Origin of the sequence: Rhodoflexus caldus (assembly GCF_021206925.1) — a bacterium.
GTDB lineage: Bacteria > Bacteroidota > Bacteroidia > Cytophagales > Thermoflexibacteraceae > Rhodoflexus > Rhodoflexus caldus.
Map to the genome: position 1 here is coordinate 159,017 of NZ_JAJPRF010000001.1, position 22,291 is coordinate 181,307.

At 48.8% G+C, this 22,291-nt stretch carries 17 protein-coding genes; 5 read left to right on the forward strand and 12 right to left on the reverse strand.

The window, feature by feature from the left end:
* Positions 1-87 precede the first annotated feature (87 nt).
* The 4 genes from NDK19_RS00640 (at position 88) to NDK19_RS00655 (ending at position 7,042) form a co-directional block, all read left to right on the forward strand.
* Entirely contained in the window at positions 88-1,434 is a 1,347-nt protein-coding gene (locus NDK19_RS00640) for a tetratricopeptide repeat protein (RefSeq protein ID WP_250629891.1), read from the forward strand.
* Between the two features lie 54 nt (positions 1,435-1,488).
* Positions 1,489-3,768 (forward strand): Tex family protein, encoded by a 2,280-nt coding sequence (locus NDK19_RS00645; protein WP_250629892.1) that lies wholly within the window; start codon positions 1,489-1,491, stop codon positions 3,766-3,768.
* Between the two features lie 7 nt (positions 3,769-3,775).
* On the forward strand, positions 3,776-5,950 hold the full coding sequence (locus NDK19_RS00650) for a cation:proton antiporter (protein WP_250629893.1): 2,175 nt from the start codon (positions 3,776-3,778) through the stop codon (positions 5,948-5,950).
* Positions 5,951-6,172: 222 nt separating this feature from the next.
* Entirely contained in the window at positions 6,173-7,042 is an 870-nt protein-coding gene (locus NDK19_RS00655; RefSeq protein WP_250629894.1) for a sigma-70 family RNA polymerase sigma factor, read from the forward strand.
* Positions 7,043-7,122: 80 nt separating this feature from the next.
* On the opposite strand, the gene NDK19_RS00660 is transcribed toward NDK19_RS00655, so the two are convergent.
* The 9 genes from NDK19_RS00660 to NDK19_RS00700 form a co-directional block, all read right to left on the reverse strand.
* Positions 7,123-7,668: a cyclic nucleotide-binding domain-containing protein gene (locus NDK19_RS00660; protein ID WP_250629895.1), complete on the reverse strand. Its 546-nt coding sequence runs from the start codon at positions 7,666-7,668 to the stop codon at positions 7,123-7,125.
* Positions 7,669-7,688: 20 nt separating this feature from the next.
* The gene (locus tag NDK19_RS00665) at positions 7,689-10,721 is read right to left on the reverse strand and encodes an AAA family ATPase (protein ID WP_250629896.1); all 3,033 of its coding nucleotides are present in this window, start codon (positions 10,719-10,721) and stop codon (positions 7,689-7,691) included.
* Positions 10,718-11,869, reverse strand: coding sequence for an exonuclease SbcCD subunit D (locus tag NDK19_RS00670; RefSeq protein WP_250629897.1), 1,152 nt, complete (start codon positions 11,867-11,869; stop codon positions 10,718-10,720). Before NDK19_RS00670 ends, NDK19_RS00665 begins: the two co-directional genes overlap by 4 nt.
* Positions 11,870-11,927: 58 nt before the next feature.
* Positions 11,928-12,599 (reverse strand): cytochrome c biogenesis protein CcsA, encoded by a 672-nt coding sequence (gene ccsA / locus NDK19_RS00675; RefSeq protein ID WP_250629898.1) that lies wholly within the window; start codon positions 12,597-12,599, stop codon positions 11,928-11,930.
* 84 nt (positions 12,600-12,683) lie between these two features.
* On the reverse strand, positions 12,684-14,882 hold the full coding sequence (locus tag NDK19_RS00680; RefSeq protein WP_250629899.1) for a T9SS type A sorting domain-containing protein: 2,199 nt from the start codon (positions 14,880-14,882) through the stop codon (positions 12,684-12,686).
* A 224-nt stretch (positions 14,883-15,106) separates the two neighbouring features.
* Complete coding sequence (locus NDK19_RS00685) at positions 15,107-15,598, reverse strand: hypothetical protein (protein WP_250629900.1); 492 nt, start codon at positions 15,596-15,598, stop codon at positions 15,107-15,109.
* 40 nt (positions 15,599-15,638) lie between these two features.
* The gene (locus NDK19_RS00690; protein ID WP_250629901.1) at positions 15,639-16,124 is read right to left on the reverse strand and encodes a hypothetical protein; all 486 of its coding nucleotides are present in this window, start codon (positions 16,122-16,124) and stop codon (positions 15,639-15,641) included.
* Between the two features lie 115 nt (positions 16,125-16,239).
* On the reverse strand, positions 16,240-17,283 hold the full coding sequence (locus NDK19_RS00695; protein WP_250629902.1) for an RluA family pseudouridine synthase: 1,044 nt from the start codon (positions 17,281-17,283) through the stop codon (positions 16,240-16,242).
* Complete coding sequence (locus NDK19_RS00700; RefSeq protein WP_250629903.1) at positions 17,280-18,452, reverse strand: 5-(carboxyamino)imidazole ribonucleotide synthase; 1,173 nt, start codon at positions 18,450-18,452, stop codon at positions 17,280-17,282. The genes NDK19_RS00695 and NDK19_RS00700 overlap by 4 nt, the downstream gene beginning before the upstream one ends.
* 68 nt (positions 18,453-18,520) lie before the next feature.
* Between NDK19_RS00700 and NDK19_RS00705 the strand changes: the two genes are divergently transcribed.
* The gene (locus tag NDK19_RS00705; RefSeq protein WP_250629904.1) at positions 18,521-19,126 is read left to right on the forward strand and encodes a thymidine kinase; all 606 of its coding nucleotides are present in this window, start codon (positions 18,521-18,523) and stop codon (positions 19,124-19,126) included.
* 10 nt (positions 19,127-19,136) lie between these two features.
* On the opposite strand, the gene NDK19_RS00710 is transcribed toward NDK19_RS00705, so the two are convergent.
* The 3 genes from NDK19_RS00710 to hslU all read right to left on the reverse strand — a co-directional run bounded on the left by NDK19_RS00710 (position 19,137) and on the right by hslU (position 22,218).
* Positions 19,137-20,189 carry a complex I subunit 1/NuoH family protein gene (locus tag NDK19_RS00710; protein ID WP_250629905.1) on the reverse strand — a complete coding sequence of 351 codons (1,053 nt, stop codon included), beginning with the start codon at positions 20,187-20,189 and terminating at the stop codon, positions 19,137-19,139.
* Between the two features lie 97 nt (positions 20,190-20,286).
* On the reverse strand, positions 20,287-20,727 hold the full coding sequence (gene tnpA, locus NDK19_RS00715; protein WP_250629906.1) for an IS200/IS605 family transposase: 441 nt from the start codon (positions 20,725-20,727) through the stop codon (positions 20,287-20,289).
* 108 nt (positions 20,728-20,835) lie between these two features.
* Positions 20,836-22,218: an ATP-dependent protease ATPase subunit HslU gene (hslU, locus tag NDK19_RS00720; RefSeq protein WP_250629907.1), complete on the reverse strand. Its 1,383-nt coding sequence runs from the start codon at positions 22,216-22,218 to the stop codon at positions 20,836-20,838.
* Positions 22,219-22,291: the final 73 nt, after the last annotated feature.

Below are 22,291 nucleotides of genomic sequence, written 5' to 3' on the forward strand. Positions count from 1 at the left end.
AAAAAGGAAAGGATTTACTAACTTGGGTAGTTGATTGTCCGTTAATGAGAAGGGGTATCTTCCGAGCCATTTCCAAAATAAACACCTATGAAGCAATTATTTACTTCTCTTTTTCTGTCTTTCATCTGCTATCTCGCATGGGGGCAACCACAAAGCGGGCTGGATTACTATGTTAAAGCCTCGCAAGCAAAAAAATCAGGCCAATACGAGCAGGCCATTCAAAACTATGACTTAGCCTTGCAACGCGAACCGAGCAATCACTTCTACTTGTACGAAAAAGGGTTGTGTGAATATTTGCTGAAACGATACCCCGGCGCAGCCTCTACGCTTTCTTCGGTTTTAAAGTTGCAGAGCGATTACACGCCCGCTTACATTCTGCTCGCCAAAATAGCCGTAGCCTCCAACGACTCAAAAAAAGTAGTGGAAAACCTCAACATGGCGGCCAAATATGAAAAGGACAACAACAAAAAAATCAATTACAGGCTGTATGCCATGAGCCGCTTGGTGAGAGACGGCGACTTGGCACAAGCCTACGAACAGGTAAAACAGGCATACCAAATTTCGCAGGAAGACACTTCGGTAGTTTACTTCTATGCCAAAATGAATAACATCCTCGGCAAATACGCCGAAGCAGAAAATGCCATCCAAAAGTTTCTGCCCAAAATTGCCAAAAATGCCCCTCCCGCAAAGGCAAAGTATTACTACGAACTTGGTTTTGCACAATTTCAACAAGGGCAATACGAAAAAGCCGCCGCTACGTGGAAACAGGCAGAGTATGGCGTTTTCAAGTCGCGTATAGAAAAATATTCTGCCAAAAACTTTGCAGCCATTGCCCTTACCTACTTCCGCATTTATGAAGACAGCATTTCCAATTACTATGCTGAAAAAGCACTTGCCATGGAAAAGGGATATCCTAATGCGCACGTCATTTTGGTACAACTTGCCAAACGCAAAGTAGATCACAGCGTAACCCTACCCCAATTACAAAATGCCGCCCAACACGAAAGCAACCCTGTCAAGAAAAAGGAAATGCTGATGAACATTGGCGAACAGCAGTTGCAGTTAGGCAGATATGAGGAAGCTAACCAAACCTTAGGACAACTGCTCAGCACAGACCAAGACAATCAAAAAGCACAATTGCTTCGCTTATTGATTCCTTATCTCCAAAAAAATTATCGCGCAACCATTACCGCAACAGAGGCCGCCATTAAGAAAATACCCGATTTTAATGCACAGGCGCCTTTCATCTTCTTACAGGCAATGGCGCTTAAAAAAAGCGGACAAACCGAAAATGCTCTCAGAACTTTCCGCCGCTTGCTTTCCACCCCGTTGGCAGGAGCCGCCACGGCAGAAATAGACCAGATGACGCAGCAGACCAACTACGATGACGATTTCAACCTGCGACTCATCGACCCTCCTGAAAATGCAAAATAGTGCGGATTACCTATTTTTGCCTTATCAAATACCTTTTGCCACTCTGAAATTCTTATGGAAAAACATTTCCTGCAAATCGCCGGCGAACTGACCATCGCCCCAAGGCAGGTGCAAGCTACAATTGAGTTGTTGGACAGCGGCGCTACCGTACCGTTTATCTCCCGTTATCGCAAGGAAGTTACCGGTAGCCTCGACGAAGTAGCCGTAGCAACCATTCGCGACCGAATAGCCCAACTGCGCGAACTGGACAAGCGCCGAGAAGCTATTTTGGAGTCTATGCGTGAACTGGGCAAACTTACGCCTGAACTGGAAGCGGCTTTTATGGCTGCCGAAACGCTGGCACGGCTGGAAGACTTGTATCTACCCTATCGCCCCAAAAGGCGCACCAAAGCCACAGAAGCCAAAGAGAAAGGACTGGAACCCCTTGCCGACATCTTGCAGGAACAAGACAGCAATACAGACCTTTTACAGGCCGTATTGAGTTTTATCAACGAAGAAAAAGGCGTTAAAACCATAGAAGAAGCGCTGACCGGCGCACGCCACATTATTGCAGAACGAGTAAGCGAAGATGCGCAGGCGCGTGCCAACATGCGTGAACTGTTCCTCAAAAAAGGAAAATTCAAAGCCAAAGTATTGGCAGGAAAAGAAGCCGAAGCGCAGAAATACAAAGATTATTTTGACTGGGAAGAAGATATTGCCAACGCTCCTTCGCACCGCATACTGGCCATGCGCCGCGCGGAAAAAGAGAATTTTATTTCCCTGACCTCATTTCCCGAAGAAGAAGAAGCGCTGTTTTTGCTGATTAATCAGTTTGTAAAAGGCGACAGCCCAAGCTCCGAACAGGTAAAAATGGCCGTAGTAGATGCCTATCATCGCCTGTTGGGGCCTTCTATGGAAACCGAAATCAGGGCTATTACCAAAAAGCGCGCCGATGAGGAGGCTATTAAAGTTTTTGCTGACAACCTGCGCCAGTTGCTGCTTGCCTCCCCCTTGGGCGAAAAACGCGTGCTGGCCATAGACCCGGGCTTCCGCACAGGCTGCAAAGTCGTTTGTTTAGATGCACAGGGCAAACTGCTGCACAACGACACCATCTACCCGCACGAACCGCAAAAACAAACCGCCGAAGCGGGTATGAAAATTCGCAAACTATGCGAAGAATATGACATTCAGGCAGTTGCCATAGGTAACGGAACAGCAGGACGCGAAACCGAACAGTTCGTAAAAAACATTCACCTACCCAAAAATATTCAGATAGTGATGGTGAACGAAAGCGGTGCTTCGGTGTATTCCGCCTCCGACGTTGCCCGCAAAGAGTTCCCTAACCATGATGTAACCGTGCGCGGTGCTGTCTCCATCGGTCGCCGCCTGATGGATCCGCTGGCAGAGTTGGTTAAAATAGACCCCAAATCTATTGGTGTAGGGCAGTACCAGCACGATGTAGACCAATCGGCACTGAAACATTCACTGGACGATGTAGTCATAAGTTGCGTAAATGCGGTTGGGGTAGAAGTCAATACGGCAAGTAAAGAATTGCTCACCTACGTTTCAGGGCTGGGGCCTTCGTTGGCACAAAACATTGTAGATTACCGCAACCTATACGGGCCTTTTAAAACACGCAGCGAACTGAAAAAAGTACCCCGCTTAGGCGACAAAGTATTTGAGCAGGCCGCAGGCTTTTTGCGCATTCGCAACGGGGAAAACCCCTTAGATGCAAGTGCGGTTCATCCCGAAAGCTACCATATTGTTGAGCAAATGGCTGCCGACCTGCAATGCACCGTACAAGACCTGATTCGCAGCGAAGATTTGCGCAAAAAAATTGACCTTAAAAAATACGTAACCGATAAAGTCGGGCTGCCCACTTTGCAGGATATTTTGAAAGAATTGGCTAAACCGGGGCGCGACCCGCGCGAGCAATTTGAGGCTTTTGCCTTTGATGACAGCGTGCACAGCATCAGCGACCTGAAAGTAGGCATGCGACTGCCGGGAATAGTTACCAACATTACCAATTTTGGTGCTTTTGTAGATATTGGCGTACATCAGGACGGCCTCGTACACCTCAGCCAAATGGCAGACCGTTTTATTGAGCACCCAAGCGAGGTAGTAAAAGTACACCAACGCGTAATGGTTACGGTTACTGAGGTAGATGAACCAAGAAAGCGCATTGCCCTAAGTATGAAAGGATTGCAGGCCTCGCCTCCTGCTGCCGAGAAGAAAGCCAAAACCAACAAAAATGCCGAATCGGGCAACCGGCAGGGTAAGCGCCCGCAAACCAAACCGGAGCCTGAAGAAGATATGAGCATCCTGCTGGCAAAACTCAAATCCAAATTCAGATAATCTTCGCGTGAATCGTTATGTAACATTCTACGGCATTGTGGTTATTGTTCTGACAGCATTTCTCTGGTGGATATTTCATCAGGGAAATGCTTTGGAACAGGCTAAAACAATTATTAGTGCCTCCGAACCGGCAACCGTCCCCGACCTTTCCATAAGCGAATTTTGGCAGCCCTTTGCCGAAAATCTTCATCATCCTGTTGCGCTGCTGCTCGTTCAGGTAATCGTGATTGTATTTTTTGCCCGTTTAATGGGCATTTTAGCCACCCGCATCGGGCAACCTTCTGTTGTGGGTGAAATAGTCGCAGGAATTATTTTAGGCCCCTCGGTAGTGGGCGGCATCTTCCCCGAATTTTCAGCCGTACTTTTCCCTACTGAATCTCTCAAAAGTCTGCAAGCACTCAGTCAGTTTGGGCTGGTGCTTTTTATGTTTATTATAGGCATGGAGCTCGACATCTCCATTTTACGGCATCAGGCCAAATCGGCCGTAATTGTCAGCCATGCAAGTATTTTGTTCCCTTATGTGTTAGGGGTCGGTCTGTCCTATTTTTTGTATGTTGAATACGCACCCGCCAATATCAGCTTTACGGCATTCGGCCTGTTCATGGGCATAGCCATGAGCATTACCGCCTTCCCCGTCCTTGCACGCATCGTACAGGAAAGGGGACTAAGCAAAACGCCCGTAGGAAGCATGGTCATCACTTGTGCGGCAGCCGACGACATAACCGCATGGTGTATTCTGGCAGCAGTTATTGCCGTAGTTAAAGCAGGAACAGCCGTCAGCACACTGTTTATCATCGTGGCTGCCCTTGCCTATGTACTGGTCATGCTCTACGTCGTCCGACCTTTTCTGGTAAAATTTGCCGAAGTGTATGCGTCCAAAGAAAACATTAACCGAACGGTTATTGCCTTTATCTTTTTGCTGGTACTTATCTCCTCATTTATTACCGAACTGATAGGTATTCATGCACTGTTCGGCGCATTTCTGGCAGGGGCTATTATCCCGCATAATTTGCGATTCAAAGAAATTCTGGCAGAAAAAATAGAAGACATCAGTTTGGTATTGTTGCTGCCCATCTTTTTTGTGTTTACGGGTTTGCGTACACAAATAGGGCTACTGTCCGACGGCAACCTGTGGAGCATCTGCCTGCTTGTCATTGCCACGGCAGTTGTCGGCAAGTTCTTCGGGAGCGCTCTTCCCGCGCGAATTGTCGGGCAATCATGGCACGACAGCTTCGTCATAGGCGCGCTGATGAATACCCGTGGACTCATGGAACTCGTAGTGCTGAACATCGGCTATGAACTGGGCGTACTGTCGCCTGAAATTTTTGCAATGATGGTGCTGATGGCCGTACTCACTACCATGATGACCGGCCCCGCTTTAGACCTGATTGAAAAACTTTCCGAACGGCTGCGCCCTGCCCAAAACGCCCATGCAGCAAGCGACCGCTACCATATCCTCATCTCTTTTGGCGTACCGGCTATGGGGCGCAAATTATTGCAATTGGCCATGCAAATGGGGGCACCTCCGTACAATAATTTACAAATCACGGCGTTACATATTACACCAAATTCGCAAGTCAGCCCGATTGATGCACAGATATTTGAACAGGAAGGTTTTGCTCCCGTAAAAGAAATGGCAAACCAATTGCACATAGATATCAACTGCATTTATCGGACAACCGACGATTTGGTGAAAGAAGTAGAAGATACGGTAGAAGAAGGCAAATTTGATTTTCTGCTGGTAGGCAGCGCACGTTCTTTATTTACCACAGACAGAACCGGCGGCATTGTACAGCGCTTTCTGCATGAAATAGATACCGAAATCGGTATTTTGGTGGACAGAGGCTTAGACAAAATCAAAAAGTTGCTGTTATTGCTCGATGCGCCCGGCGATATGGCACTGTTGCCCTACGTGCAGCGATTTGCCGAAGGCGGCGCCCAACACCTCACGGTGCTTCAAACCGACCAGTACTTGTCTGATGAAAAAAGTTTGATGCAGAAAAACTTTTCCGAAAGTTTCGCTGTTGATATACTGGAAGTTACGTCTGCAACCGTAGATTGGCCGCTAAAAGGCTATGATTTGGTGCTAATTAGCAGGCGTACTTACGAAAAACTAACCGAACAATCGCCTGAATGGGTAGCAAAGTGTCCTAACATTTTGATCATCAGGTCTGTAAACTAAACAAACGACATGAAAAAAGCGCGCAGTTATTTGCATCGTATTTGTTGCTTTTTCTAATTTTGCGCCCTTACTTCTTGTTACTTACAAACAAACTATCTGTTAATCAACTGCTTGCATGTAAGTTTCCTGTATTAGCTTAGGGAAATTGTACTTACGTGCCTATGGGCCAAGAAACTATTTACTATGTCGTTATTGTTACCACTATAAAACATTTGCAAGCCAATGCGTCAGTTAAAAATCACAAACACCATTACCGACCGTCGCGAAAGCGCTACCCTCGAGAAGTACTTCACAGAAATCAGCCGTATTGAGATGCTGACCGTGGACGAGGAGGTAGAACTTGCGCGTCGCATTAAGCAGGGCGACAAAGCCGCATTAGACAAGCTGACCAAAGCCAACCTCCGATTTGTAGTATCGGTGGCCAAGCAATATCAGAATGGGCATATGCCTTTGAATGACCTGATTAATGAAGGTAATTTAGGTCTGATTAAGGCTGCCCAAAAGTTTGATGAAACTCGTGGCTTTAAGTTTATTTCCTATGCAGTTTGGTGGATTCGTCAGTCCATTATGCAGGCAATTGCCGAAAACGGTCGTATCGTACGCTTGCCGGCCAATAAAACCAACGCATTAAACAAATTGAAAACAGCCACCGGCGAGTGGGAACAGCAATATGAGCGCGAGCCAACTCCCGAGGAATTGGCAGAAATCCTTGAAATGGATTTGAAAGAAATCAAAGGCATTATGACAACTTCGGTTCGTCAAGTGTCTGTGGATGCGCCTTTTGACAACGAGGACGGCGGCACACTGCTGGACGTTATGTCGGACGACAGCACCGAAAGCACCGACAAAAACGTTGAGTACAACGAATCGCTCAGCATTGAAACCGAACGTGCGTTGTCTATTTTGAGCGAGCGCGAGCGCAAAATCTTGAAGTTATTCTTCGGTATTGGTATTGAGTCGCCCATGACTTTAGACCAAATCGGCGAAATTATGGGTACTACCCGCGAACGTGTTCGCCAAATCAAGGAAAAGGCTTTGAAGAAAATGCGTGCTTCTTCTAAAGCCGGACAACTGGCTGAATATCTGGGATAATTCGCCCGATACGGCTAAGATGATTCTCTTTATGCATCAAAGGCTGTCTTTTGCAGGCAGCCTTTGATGTTTTTATGGGTTTATCCCTTGTTTCCTTCCCGCTTGGCACTCAGGTAGGCATTGCCCAAATTGAAAAATCCGAAATTATTGCGGTAGGCTTTTACGATGTGTCGCACGTAGCGGTCATAGTAGGCCGCAAATGCCAGCGACATTTTCGCTTTTATCTCTGCGTCTTCTTCAAAAATGGCCAAGATATTCACCTGTGCCAGCACCCACAATTCGCACACCTCTGAGGCGGCAATTGCGTTGAAATTGCGTCGTGCTCCTTCCAAAATAGCATTGTCGCCAAAGGTATCGCCGCGGGTGAGCGTAATGAGTTCCTCAAAGTTATCTTCTACATCTAAGTTGAGCTTTACCTCCCCTGACTTGATGATGTACAGTGCCTGACTGGGGTCGCCGCGAAAGAAAATGGCCTCATTTTGCAAATAGCGGCGCGGATGCAAATGCGGAAGGAACAACGCCAACTCGTCATCGGTCAGGTTGCGGAATATATCGCTGCGACGCAAAAAGCGAAACATGACTTTTTCGCGCGGAGAATACGATTTCTGGTCAAAAAAGCGAAACATGCCGAAAGCTATCAATTATTTCATGCTTGTACAATTTTACTGCCTTTTCGCTCTTTAATGACCTCAATTTTGGCGGGAATCCGCTCTTTGAGTTCACTTACGTGCGAAATAATGCCGACAAGTCGTTGGCTGCCTTCCAGTTCGGCAAGGGTTCGGATGGCTAAATCCAGCGTTTCGCTGTCCAGCGTACCAAAGCCCTCGTCTATGAACATGGACTCTAAGGCAATGCCGCCGCTTTGCGAAGTAATCACATCCGTGAGCCCCAGTGCCAGCGCCAGCGAAGTAAAGAAAGTTTCTCCGCCGGAGAGGTTCTCAACGGGGCGCGTGGTGCCGGAGTATTGGTCAAAGACTGCCAGTCGCATCCCATCTTTGCCGCGCCCAACGGTTTCATCGTTCAGCAAGGTATAGCGCCCGCCCGAAAGTTGTTCCAATCGCAAATTGGCTTTGGCAAGTACTTCGTTAAAATAGAAACGAAGGACGAAGTGTTGCAGGCGAAGTTTATCCGCATTGTCGCCCGAGGCAAGTGCAAAAAGCTCCCGCAAAGGCTTAACAACGGCTTCTTTGTCGGTAATTTGTTGTCGCAGGGCGGTCAGTTGCTGTTGTAAATCCTGCAAACGCTTGATATTGTTGCCAATTTCGCCCGACTTGCTCTGATAATTGCGCAGCGTTTGGGCAGCGGCTTGGGCTTTCTGCGCAGTGGTATCCAAGTCGGGTTTTTGCTTTCCTGCTACTTTTTTTTGAGCTTCGTTGAACGTTGTTTGCAGGGTCAGTTCCGTTTTTTCCCAATCTTCAATCTTTTGGGCAAGGTCTTTTAATGTCTCTTCGGAAAACTCTTTGACCCAAGCCACAACCTCATTCATGGCGGTAAATCCTTTGGCCAAGCAAGCCTGCTTGGTTCGTTCGCGCAGTTCGTTGAGCTGCTGCTCTTGCTCATTCAGTGCTGTTTGCTGTTGTTCGGCCGTGGTTTGCAGGCGTGCGTATGTTTCGCGGGCTTCATTGAGTGCCTTTTCTAAGGTCTGCTGCTTTTTTTCCCATTGCGCATATTGGTTAGCCGATGCAGCAACCTGTTTTTCTGCGGTTGCCGCATCGGGGATGCCCGCAGGAAGCCGCTCTGTAACGGCCTGCCAATTGCTTTGCAAACCACTCAAAGCAAGCTCATGCTTACGCACCTCTTCTTCCGCAGCTTTTGCTTGTGCTGTTTTATCTTGCTGCTGCTGTTTGAGTTGCTCGGTTGCTTGTTGCAATGCTTGCCACTGCTTTTGCGCCGCTTCGGCATTTTTGCGCTGTCGGGCGGCCTGTTGCCACTGCTGCTCCAACGCTTCCTGCGAAGGGATGCCGTCGGTAAAACTTGCTGCCAATATTTGGCAAGTGTTCTCCTGCATTGCCTGCTCGTTCTTTGCGTCTTGGTAAGCATTTCGTGCCTCCTGTTCGGCTTTTTCGGCCTTTTCTTTGGCTTGGTGGGCTTTTTCTAATTCAATATCATCCACACGCTTATCGGCAGGTTGCGCAGGATTCGGGTGCTCGGTTGCACCGCAAACGGGGCAGGGCTGTGCCGGTTGCAGCGTTTCTGCCAATAAGGCTGCCTGACTGCTGCGCCACAATCGCTCGGTTTCGCGGTAGTGTTGATGGGCTTTTTCTGCCGCTTTTGCCGCCAAGTCATACTGCGCCGCCATCTTGGCAGTAACTTTTGCGGCTTCCTCTGCTGCAGCCTGCGCTGCCGTCAATTTCTGCAAAGTCTCCCGAAGTGCGTTCAGGTCTTTTTCTTCGCGCTCGTACAATGCCAATTGTCGGGCGGTTTCGTGCAGTTGGCTCAGTTGCTTATCATTGGCAGCAATTTTTTCCTCTATGTTTGCAATTTCTTTTTGCAACGCATGTAAATTGTCCGATTGGGTAGCCAATTGTTGCTGCGTTGCCGCAATTTGTTGCCGCAATTCCGCAGCTTTGGCAAAATCGGGCAACTTCTCTCGCAGGCTTTGTGCGGCTTCCCGCGCCTGTTCGGCAGCATTTTTTTGCTCGGCATGATTAACCAAATCCTGCTCGGTTTGCTGCAAGCGCTTCTGTTCTTGCTGTTTTTTCTCTATGGTTTTTTGCTGTGCTTGCTGCTTTTCATCTATGCTGTGTTTCAATTCAAAGCCACGGTCAAACAGCGGCTTTAAATCGCGTACATTTTCCAAACGGGCTTTTTGCTGCTTCAACTGCTCGTAGGCTTCTCGGCTTGCCAAATGCGCATGGAGTTGCTGCCGTATTTTTTCAAAATGCTGGAAATCATCGTTTAAAGCACGTTCGGTAACTAACTGCTGCTGTGCTGCATTATTGGCTGCCTCCAATTCCTGCAAATAGTCGGCAAGTTTTTGCGCCTCTTCGTGCAAACTTTGCAGACGGTTTTCTATGCTCTCGCCTTCAGACAATTGCCCATTGGCAAGCAATGTTTTCTCGGCGGTTTGCAGGTTTTGGAGCTCCCCTGATGCAGTGTTCAATCGCTCTTGCAGGCGCTTCTGAAACTCTGTAAACCGCTCGGTGCGAAAAATTGCACTCAGAATTTTAGCCTTATCATCGCCGTTTGCCCGCAAAAAACGCTGAAATGCGCCCTGTGGCAGCACCACAATCTGCAAAAACTGCTCTTTGGTAAAGTGTAAAATGTTGCTGACCTCGTTTTTAATCTCGTCTTTCTTGGTCAGTATTTTTTCATCGGGCAACGGGTTGCCGTTTTCATCGGAGCGATAGAATTGGCGGTCGTCATCAAAGCCTTCGCTGCGCTTTTTCTTTCGTTTTTCGTAATACGCTACGTAGAAATTACCGCGCTGCCTGAAACAAAACTTTACGATAGTAGGCTGATTATCAGCGGCAAAGTCCGAGCGCATTTGCTGGTGGTCGCGGTCGCCGGTGGTATCGCCAAACAGCGCACAACTCATGGCATCAAAGATGGTGGTTTTGCCTGCACCCGTCGGGCCGTGCAAAAGGAACAGGTTGTTGCCCGAAAACTTGCCGAAATCAATGCGCTGATGCTCTATGTATGGGCCGAATGCCTGTATTTCAAGAAAGTGCGGTCTCATGCTTTGGGTTGAATTTCGCGGATAATTTGGGTGATAATTTCTTCGTGTGCCATGTCCAAAGCGGGTAAATAGTGCAGAAAAAATTCGCGGGCTATCTCCCTGTCATCCATTTTGGAGAGTTGTTCGGTGGAAAGGCAGCGTTCCGATGTGTTGCGGTAAGCGTTGGGTTGCCGCAGCTCGAGCGCATAGGTATATTGCCGCCGCACAATTTCCATGGCATTAATAACGGGTTCTTCGTTGAGCAGTGTTACTTCCAGCAAGTCATCCTGACGAACAGACGACTGATTATCAACCAATTGAAATACTCCATCGCGTACGTAGCCCTTAACGCGGCGGATGTCCTGTTTGTGCGCAATCGGAATTTTTTCGGTTTGCACATTGCCTTCCCCGTCCATTTCTATCATCAAAAATACTTTTTGGTGGTCGGCTTCGGAAAAGGAATATTTGAGCAGTGAGCCGGAATAGCGCACTCGCCCGTCCATGAATGACTGCGGGCGGTGTAAGTGCCCTTGTGCGGTATAGTGGAACGGCGTAAAGATTTCGGCAGGCACAACAGAAGCCCCACCAACGCTCAGCAGCGCCCGTTCCGATTCACAACCCTCGCCGCCACTGATAAAAGCATGGCCAATAGCCACGTGCCGCCCCTGTGCCGACATACCATTCGCAATATTTTTTACCACATGGCGCATGATGGCCTCGTGGCTGTCAAAAAAAGCATTGTTATTTTCGGGCAGGCGCAAGTCGGTTGGCTCGGTGTAGGGTATGGGGTGAAAATGCACCTCACCGTATGCATCGTGCAGTATAACAGGTTTGACAACACCGGGCATACCGAAAATATGCAAGCCCTGCCGCTGTAAAATTCCGTTGAAGTAGTCAATGCGCTCGGCGCTGTCGTGATTACCCGCAATGGCTATCACGGGTACTTTCAGCCCCAGCACAATTTCCGACATCACCTCGTCAAACAATTCCACCGCACGAGCAGGCGGAAGCGCGCGGTCGTAAATATCGCCCGCAATAAGCAACACGTCGGGTTTTTCGCTGCGGATAAGGTCTGTAAGCTGTTGAAGAGCGTATTGCTGCCCATCCAGCAAGTCAAAGTTTTTTAAAGATTTGCCTAAATGCCAGTCGGCCGTGTGAAGAATGCGCATAAAAAAGCGTAAAGGGTTTTTACCACTTTACGCCAAATTTACCCTGAAAAAGTCGGTTTTATGATAGGGATTTCTCAATTTTTTTGGCTTCCAACTGTCTGAGGCGCACCCGCAGCGAAGTAATCCACACGCCGAGCAGTGTCCAGCCGATTACGGCCGGGTAGAATACCAAGCGCAGTTTAGAGTCTAAGTCGTAGGCATTGAACCCGGGATTGCCACCCGAACCCGGGTGCAGCGAATCGGTCAGTCGCGGCAAAATCCAGATGAGGGGAATGTAGGCCGCAAAAGCAAAAATATTGTACACCGCACTAATGCGCCCGCGCTGTTGGGGGTCGGAAAATGAGCCGCGCAGCAACCCATAGGCCATGTAAATGAGCATGGCAATGGCTGAACCGTTTTGCTTAGGGTCGCCGTGCCAAGGGTCGCCCCATGTGTAGGTTGCCCAAAACATGCCCGTGAGCAAGCCCAAAATGCCGAACAAAATGGCTGTATTGGCAGATTCAGCCGCCCATTGGTCGTATTTTTCCAGTGGATTGCGCAGGTATTTAATGGAATAGACCACCGAAACCGTCAATAAAATCATCATACCAAACCACATCGGTACGTGGAAGTAGAGGTTGCGAATGGTTTCATTGAGGATATCTAAACGCGGCACGTCCAACAGCAGACCGCCCAGCAGGGTATAGAACAGCAGGACAATGGTCAGTAATTTCCACCAAGCTAATTTCATGGTTATTGGGGGTTAGTTTGCAAAGTTACGTTTAACGGAAGGTTTTATTACAGGGAAACTATGATTTTCCATTTATTCACAGTCTCACTCACTCACCAGCAACTTCTCTACCGCTGTTTTGCCGCTGCTTGCTGTCAAGCGGATGAAATACATACTGCGTGCGGTGGGCAGTTGCAGGGGGTGCTCTCCTGCGGCAAGGCTGAACTGCGACCATGTACGCCCTGAAAGGTCTGTGATGCTGACAGCAGCAGGTTCGGCAAGTTGCAGGCGCACCCTGCCCTGTGGCGCAGGATTCGGGCTGATGCTGTACCAACTGCGCGGCAGCAGGTTTTCGGCAGGCAGCGAAGTCGGCACATCCTGCTGAAAACGAAGCAGTTGCAATCCTCCACCGGCAGTTCCTAAAATCAGGTGATTGCCTAAAACAGCCGGCAGTACCTCTCTGCCAAAGTTTTTTTCTTCTAACCGATTGGTCAGACGATTGAACAGCAGGTTGCGCACCGGTTGCGGATTACCGTTCAGAAAGTTGTTGTAAAAAAGCAACTCACCGCCGCGATTGGACGCAATTAAGTCTAATCGCCCATCAGCATTTACATCGGCTACGGCAATACTCAGGCCGCGTTTCAAAGCATCGTTTTCAATGCCTGCCACGTTACTACTGCGCAAAGTAAAGTTCAAGTTGCCCGTGTTTTCGTAGCGCTCGAGCGCGCCCTGAAATTTAGCCACTAACAAATCTGCGTCGCCATCGGCATCCGTATCGGCAAAAAGCAGTTCATCACCAATGGAAAGCGTGCTGACTGTCAGGTCGGTAGCATTGGCAAGGCTAAACTGCACGGGTTCATTGCGGCGTGCTGTGTTGAGGATATAGGCAAAGCGCCCGCGATTGTCGCTGTTGCGCTGTGCGGAAAATGCCAAGTCCACCGCCCCATCGCCGTTCAGGTCGGCAACCGTAATTTTGAGTTGGCGCAAATTGGCGGCGGCAAATCCTGCAAAATTGTCATTGGCCAACCTGAAAGCAGGACGCGCGTTGTTGCCCGTGTTTTCAAAATAGTAGATGCGGCTGACGATTCGCTCCAACTCGGCGGGGTTGGTATCGCTGCGCTGCCCGATGGTACTCAACAGCAGGTCTAAGTCGCCGTCGCCGTCCACATCCAGCACGGCAGGGCGGGCAGTTTCGCCAATTTCCACCATATCGGCCTGCAAAAAGTTGCGCTGCCGAAAGCGAAAATCGGGACGCTGCAAAGTGCCTTCGTTTTTGTAGAACCACGCCGAGCGCGTAAAGTCCAGCGAGGGAGCAGCAGCAGGCTCATTGATGAACACGTTGGGTGCTGCCAGCAAATCGGGGATGTCGTCAAAGTCCGCATCTTCGTAGAAAGCAGCCGGAAACAACTGAAAATCAACGGGATTAACAGCAGGAAACGCCTGCTGAAAGCTATTAAAATTGGCGTTAGCGGGCGTTCCTACGTTGAGCATGGCCACCAAGTTGCTGCAACTCACATCGCCAAGCAACAGGTCTTTGGTATTGTCGCCGTTCAAATCTATGGTCAGCAAAGTGGAGCCTGCATGTTCCACCGCCTCAACGCGGCAAAAACTGTTGCCGAAAAGAAATTCGTTGCAGTTGGAACACTCTTCAATATTGCCCCAGCGCAAAGTGGCCTTCTCAAATACAAGGCTGTCGGAGTGGCCGAAGCGTTCGCGGCTCAGGTTGCGGTTCCACTCTATGTTGAAGCCGCTGGCAGGAATAAAATTCAGAATATCCAAATCGCCATCGTTGTCAATATCGGCAATTGCGGGTATGTCGGTGAGGTCTATGCGAAGGTTGAGGTTTACGGCCGAAATGCCTCGAACCTGCAAGGGGTCGCGCAGGGTTTGAAATTGCAGCCTGCCGCCCTGAGGGGTTACGTTGCGCAACACACGGATGCCGAAATTGGTGGTTGTGAATATGTCTTTGCGCCCGTCGCCGTCATAGTCTGCCAGCAGACACCAAGCATTCAAATCCTTCGGGAAAAGCGATTCGTATTCGGGTGCATATTGCCAACGGTTATTGACATTCAAAAAAGTACTGACTTTGTTGGTGGTGCGGTCAAAAATGAATAAGTCGCTGCGCCCGTCGCCGTTGAGGTCTATGGTGGAAAACTGCGGAGCATTGAAACCTCCTGCCCATGCCAGCGGCAAATTGCGCCCATTGATTTGCACGGGGATAGAATCGGAAAAGACAAAAGCCGGATTCTGTGCAGCAGCCGCAACCGCTAATATCCACGCAAACAGAAAGAGTAGGTATTTCATAGCCGTCCAATGTTTACATAACTGTCAGCGGTACAAAGTTGTTCCTGACTGACCATTACAAAGCTAATACAAACGCTGTACGATGAGCCACAGCCAACCGCGAAGAATGCAGAAAGACAGGATTAACTTTTTGTGATGCCCGATTGTACGGAACTCATAAAAAATCAGCAGCCCGAAAACCTTTCAGTCTTCGGGCTGCTGTCATGAAAACGGTTTGAAAACTATTATTGCATAACTTTGGGAGCTACGGCCTGCTTGGAGTAAAAGTTGGTTGACGGGTCTTTTACCAATTCGTACAGCGTGCTGTCGCCCAGTTGGCGGAAGTAGAAGCCGCCTACGCGGAAGTTACCCCAAACAGTATCTTTGCCTTTTACCTGATATATTGTTGTATCCCAAGTAACGGCCACATCTACCAGCACATCGCCGAATCGCTCTTCCTTCATTTTTACGGGTACGTAGGCCATAAAGTCGCTCAGCGGAAATACTTCTTTGGTAGGCTCGCCAATGGTAATATTCACCATTTGGCGGATGTTGTTGTCAAAACGCACAAATTTGCCGGAGTCGCCGCCCATCATTTTCAGTTCATTGGTAACTTTTGCGAGGATGGAATCTACACGCGTCCAATCGGCTTTCAGTTCATACTGTTTCTCTTTTTTGCCGCCACCGCAGGCATACGCAAAAAGCGCAATTACAAATAAGATAGCAATCTTTCTCATAGAATGTAACGGGTTTAGGTTAAGTTTATCGTGAAAAAGATTATTGCAACAACTTGGCTTGCTTGATGTAATATTCGCCCTGCTTCACCCAGCTGTAACGCTCCTGCCCTTTTATGGCGCGGATATCGGCTGCAATGAGTTTGAGGTCGCCCATTGTGCTGTCATTTACCTTAATGTTGGGGTCCCATTGCAATTTGAAGTCCACTTTCAAGGTATCTCCGTTGAGGCGGTTTTGCATCAACACACCCAATACCGCCATATCTTCACCCACGAGATAGTTTACGGAGTCGTAAGCCAACGGAAAGGTAATAATTGAGAACTGACCGGTATCCATTACCTCAAAGCCGGCTTTGCCTTGCTTTACTATCATCTCCTCAATCATTTTGTCCACCATGCGAATGGCTCGTTTGTTATTGGCCAATTCTTTTTTGATTTGTGCTTTCAACTCGGCACGTTTTTCTTCGTCCGACTTGCCGCAAGACCATGCCAACAAGGCAACAGCTATCAGGATATAAACTTTTTTCATGAGCAATACTTTTCAGGTTGAGTGATTTTTGGAAATTTCTGTCCGCCTTTCAAAATGGGCGCGCAAAGTTAGTGCACTACCAACTGAGCGACAAGGTTTTAACAATATTCAACAATTAATTGTAGGTAACGTAGTGCTCCCACTTTTCCAGCACGGCGCGGAAGTCGGCAGGCAACTCGGAGTCAAACTGCATGTACTGCTTGCTGACGGGATGCTCGAAGCCCAGCGACTTGGCATGAAGTGCCTGCCGCGGCATCAGACTAAAACAGTTTTCCACAAAAGCGCGGTATTTTGAGAAAGGCGTACCTTTTAAAATCTGGTCGCCGCCGTAGGTAGCATCGTTAAACAACGGATGCCCCAAGTACTTCATGTGTGCCCTGATTTGATGGGTTCGCCCTGTTTCGAGTCGGCATTTCAGCAATGAGATATAGCGCAGCGATTGGATTACTTCGTAGTGCGTAACGGCATGTCGTCCGTATGGTGCCATATCGCCCTCATAAACCATGGTAATGCGGCGGTCTTTGGGGCTTCTGCCCAGCGGCGCATTGATAGTGCCTTTCGGCTCTTTGGGCTCTCCCCATACAAGGGCGTAGTAGGTGCGCTCGATAGTATGATGAAAAAACTGACGCGCCAAACTCATCATGGCGACTTCGGTTTTGGCAATTACCATCAGCCCGCTGGTATCCTTGTCTATGCGATGAACAAGCCCCGGGCGGCCTTCGTTGCCTTGCATTTCGGGCAATTGTTGGAAGTGATACACTAAGGCATTGACCAGTGTACCTTCCCAATTGTTATAGCCCGGATGTACTACCATACCCGGCTCTTTGTTCAGCACAAGCACGTGTTCATCCTCAAAAACAATATTGAGCGGAATGTTTTCAGGCTTCACCTCTCCGCTACGTGGCGGCTCGGGCAATGAAACGGTAATAACGTCCAACGGATGCACCTTGTAGTTAGGCTTAATCGGCTGATTATTGACCAGAATAAAGCCGTTGTGAATGGCATCCTGAATTTTACTGCGCGAAGCGTTGGGCAGGCGGTCGCATAAAAACTTGTCTATGCGCAGCAAAGATTGCCCCTTGTCGGCCACAATGCGGTGGTGCTCAAACAGTGCGTCATCGTCCTGCTCACCCGCAAAATCGTTGATTTCCTCGCTCATTGAATTACCTCCGATGATTGGGCAGCCGATTTTTTATTACTGATAATTTTTAGCCTTTGTTTCACCAAAGCTACTTTTTGAGGCAGTTCTTCCGTCGTATCGGCAAGGATGGTAACGTGCCCCATTTTGCGGAAAGGCTTGGTAATGGTTTTGCCGTAGAGGTGCACATAAACGCCCGAAAGCCCCAAGACTTTTTCCATGCCCTTGTAAACAGCCTCGCCCGTGTAGCCCGGTTCGCCGAGCAGGTTTACCATAGCGGCAGGACAGCGTGCGGCAGTATCGCCCAGCGGCAGGTTGAATATGGCACGCAGCAATTGCTGATATTGCGACGTATAGTTGGCCTCTATGGTGTGATGCCCACTGTTGTGTGGGCGCGGTGCTACTTCGTTCACCAAAATTTCGCCGTCTTTGGTAAGGAACATTTCCACTGCCAACAAACCGACAAAGCCCATCGTTTTAACTACTTGCTCTGCTATTGTCTGCGCTTTGCGGGCAAGGTCAGCAGAAATATCGGCAGGTGCAAAAAGGTACTCTACCAGATTGTGTTCGGGATGAAAAACCATTTCCACTACAGGGAAAGCCTCCATCTGCCCCGAATGGTTGCGGGCAACCATTACAGCCAGTTCTTTTTCAAAATCAATTTGCTTCTCTAATACGCCCGGCGCATCAAATGCCTTTTCCCAATCGGCCGATGTGTTGATTTTTTGCACACCGCGCCCGTCGTAACCTTCCTTGCCGAGCTTATGAACGGCAGGCAACATGTCGGCATACAGGCGGACATCCGTGCGTTTTTCCGTCAGTACGAATGGTGCGGTAGGAATGTCGTGCGCCTTGTAAAACTGCTTTTGCAAGCGCTTGTCTTGAATCAGGCTAATCAGCTTGGGGTCAGGATAAACGGTTTTGCCTTGTGCCTGCAAGGTTTCCAATGCCTTTGTATTGACATTTTCAATCTCAATCGTGATGATATCTACATCCTGACCAAAGTTTACTACCGTTTGGTAGTCCGTCAGCGCACCGCAGACAAATTCGGATGCCAGCGAACGACACGGGGCATCGGGTGCGGGGTCTAACACTTTCACGTACACATTCCAATCGGCGGCGGCTTGAATCAACATTTTGCCCAACTGACCGCCTCCCAAAATACCTAACCGAATCTGCTTAAATGCCATGATGAAAAAAATGAAGCGCAAAGTTCCTCATTTTTCCTTACTTTACGCCCTGTTTATGTGCTTTTCACATGTTTATTGAGCCTTATCATCCTAACAAAACACCACACGGGTGGATTGAAGTTATTTGCGGGTCAATGTTTTCGGGCAAAACCGAGGAGCTGATTCGTCGGGTCAATCGGGCGCTGATAGCCCGCCAAAAAGTGGCTATTTTTAAGCCCGCCCTCGATGTGCGCTACGACGAAGTAAAAGTTGTTTCACACAACAAAACGGAAATCCACTCTAACCCCGTTCAAACTGCCAAAGAAATTCTGTTGGTAGGTCGCGACTGCGATGTGATAGGTATAGACGAAGCCCAATTTTTTGACGAAGGATTGATTGAAGTCTGCGAAACCTTGGCGCGCCGCGGCAAAAGAGTGATTCTTTCAGGGTTGGATATGGACTTTGAAGGTAAACCGTTTGGCGTAATGGCTCCGCTGATGGCTATTGCCGAGTTTGTTACCAAAGTGCACGCCATTTGTGTGCGTTGCGGCGGCATGGCTTCTTTCTCCTATCGTTTGAGTGCTTCGCGCGAGCGCCTACTGCTTGGCGAACAAGATGCCTACGAACCGCGCTGTCGCAGTTGCTTCCTCAAAGGGAAATCAGTTGCCGAAGGCGAAGGAAGAAGGGATAGCTAAACGCTGCTTTTTAGAAAAGCAACTTTGTTAGGCTGCAAAGCAACAACAGCAGCAAGGCCGCGGGAGTCAGGTATTTCCAGCAAAGCGACATGAGTTGGTCTATTCGCAAACGCGGGTAAGTCCAGCGCACCCACATTTGCAGGCCAACCAGCAGTAAGCCTTTGCCAAGCAGCCAAAAAGCACCCCAAAGCCATGCGGAAATATGCCCGGGTGTGCCGCTTGTCCATTCGGCCAAGCGCAATTCCCCTACATTCGGGAGTGGCGTATTCCATGCACCAAAAAACAACACTGCCGAAAGCAGGCTGACCAACAACATCATGCCATACTCACTTAACATCAGGATGCCCCAGCGGAAACCCGCATACTCTGTCTGATAGCCTGCCACTAACTCCGATTCGGCTTCGGGCAAGTCAAAAGGAGCGCGGTTGCACTCTGCCAGCGAGGCTATAAAGAATATCAGAAATACAGGCAGCAACAGCGGGTAGCGAACCACATACCAACTGAAAACGCCGCCCCATGCGTTGCTTTCAATAGCAAAAATGCCTTGTTGCCATGCCATTTCCTGCAAATTGAGCGTGCCTGCGCAAACGGCCACGCAAAGCACTGCCAACCCGAGCGGCACTTCATAAGATACGATTTGTGCCACCGAACGCATGGCACCCAACATGGAAAACTTGTTGTTGCTCCCCCATCCGGCCATCAGAATGCCCATTACATCCAGCGAAACAATGGCAAGCAGCGCAAAAATGCCGGTAGCACTTTCCGAGCCGATGCCCTGCGGCGCAAGAGGTATAAAACAGAACCCTGCAAACACCGAAGCGAAAATAACAAAAGGAGCAGCCCTGAAAAGCACGCCATCTGCACCGCGCAGTACGATATCCTCCTTCTGCAACATTTTCAGCAGGTCGGCGACAGTTTGCAACAGCCCGTAGTAGCCTGTTTCCATCGGGCCGAGGCGGTCTTGAATAAATGCTGCCATTTTCCGCTCTGCATACACGGCAAAAACGGTGTAGAGTAACAAAAAGCCCAAGAAAAACAGAAAGAGCAGTATGGTGGTGGGCATGGGTTAGGTGGTCAATCCGAATATAAAGGTTACAAATATTCATCCGTCCATAGCGAATGGTTTGCAAACCATTCGCTATGGACGGATGAACGGACGTTCACGTATGGGAGATATGTACAATTTGCCTGATTTTATTTAATTCATCCTCAAAGGAAATTTGCCTGTGGTGTACTTCCTGATGACTGATATAATTGCGCACAGCATCAACTTGTGAAGGACTAACGGTTAATGCCCCGTAGCCATCTTGCCAGCCGAATTCATCGCCGCAAAATCCTTTTTCTTTCACCCAAAAGTAGCTGTCCCGCTTAATATCTCTTACAATATCGCTTATGGCATATTGCGGCTTAGGTGATAACAGCAGGTGAACATGGTCTTCAATGCCGTTAATGAAGTCCAAATGATAGCCTTTTGTTTCGCAAAAATCTCTCATACGACCGTATAATTCCCATTTCCAAGCCCGCTGAATAAATGGTAAACGATGTTTGGTTGCCCATATCAAATGGTACCACAAAGCCAGATAATTCTGCTGCTTGGACATGAGGCAAAAGCTATTTTTTCAATCTTCAGCGAAGAGAATTTCACAAATTTACAGGAATATATCCGTAGCGAAAGGTTTGCAAACTCTTTGCTACGGATAATGGCTAGGCTACAAAATATAACGGCTCAAATCGCGGTTTTGCACCAACGAGCTCAGGCGCTGCTGCACCATTTCCCGATTAACCACCAGTTTGGAGTTGGGCGGGATAGTATCGGGAACTTCAAACAAAAACTCGTTGAGCAGGTGGCTCATCACCGTATGCAAACGACGTGCGCCAATATTCTCTACTTCCGAATTGATGGCAAAAGCTACTTCTGCAATGGCTTCCAGCGCATCATCGGTAAAACTCAACTCTACATCCTCGGCAGCCAACAGCGCCTGATACTGCTTGGTAAGTGCGTTTTTTGGGGTTTTCAGAATCTGGTAAAAATCGGCTTGGCTGAGGCTTTGCAACTCTACGCGGATAGGGAAACGCCCTTGCAGCTCGGGAATGAGGTCGGAAGGTTTGGATACATGAAAAGCCCCTGCCGCAATGAACAGGATGTGGTCGGTGTTGATGATGCCGTATTTGGTATTGACTGCGCTACCTTCTACAATAGGCAGCAGGTCGCGCTGCACACCTTCGCGGCTTACATCGGGGCCGCCCGATTTACCGGAAGAGGATGCGATTTTGTCAATTTCATCAATGAATATAATGCCCACGTTTTCGGCTTTTTGCAGGGCAATCTGTTTTACTTCGTCCATATCAATCAGTTTGGACGATTCTTCTTCCATCAAGATCCGGCGTGCTTCGGCAATGGCTATTTTGCGTTTGCGGCTCTTTTTAGGCATCATGTTGCCTATCATTTCCTGCAAATTCATCATGGAGACTTCATCAATAGCGCCGCCGATGATGCTCATGCCGCCTGTGTTGTTTTCTACTTCAATTTCTATTTTGCGGTCTTCCAGTTCGCCGTTGCGCAGTTTTTCGCGGAATCGCTCGCGGGTGCGCTCGTTGAGTTCCACGTCCGAATCGCTGACCTGAAAGCCTATTGTTCCTTCGGGCTGGCTGCGTTTTGACTTTACGGGCGGAATCAGCGCATCCAAAATGATTTCTTCCACCGCTTCGGCTGCTTTTTCCTGTACTTCGGCGCGCTTCTGCATCTTCACCATATTTACGGCTTGCTCAGCCAAATCGCGCACCATGCTTTCCACGTCGCGGCCTACATAGCCCACTTCGGTAAACTTGGAGGCTTCTACTTTCACAAAAGGTGCATCGGCAAGTTTGGCCAAACGGCGGGCAATTTCGGTTTTACCCACGCCCGTGGCGCCAATCATTAGAATATTGTTGGGTACAATTTCGCGCTTCATATCGCCGGGGGCGTTCATGCGCCGCCAGCGGTTGCGCAGGGCTATGGCTACGTTGCGCTTGGCCTCGTGCTGCCCGATGATGTATTTATCTAATTCGGCAACGATTTGCTTCGGGGTCAGGTATTCGGGTTGTTCAAGCATTGACTATCGGCTTTAACTATGGACAAAAATACAATAAAAAAGCCATCCTGAAATGGGACGGCTTTTTTGCTTT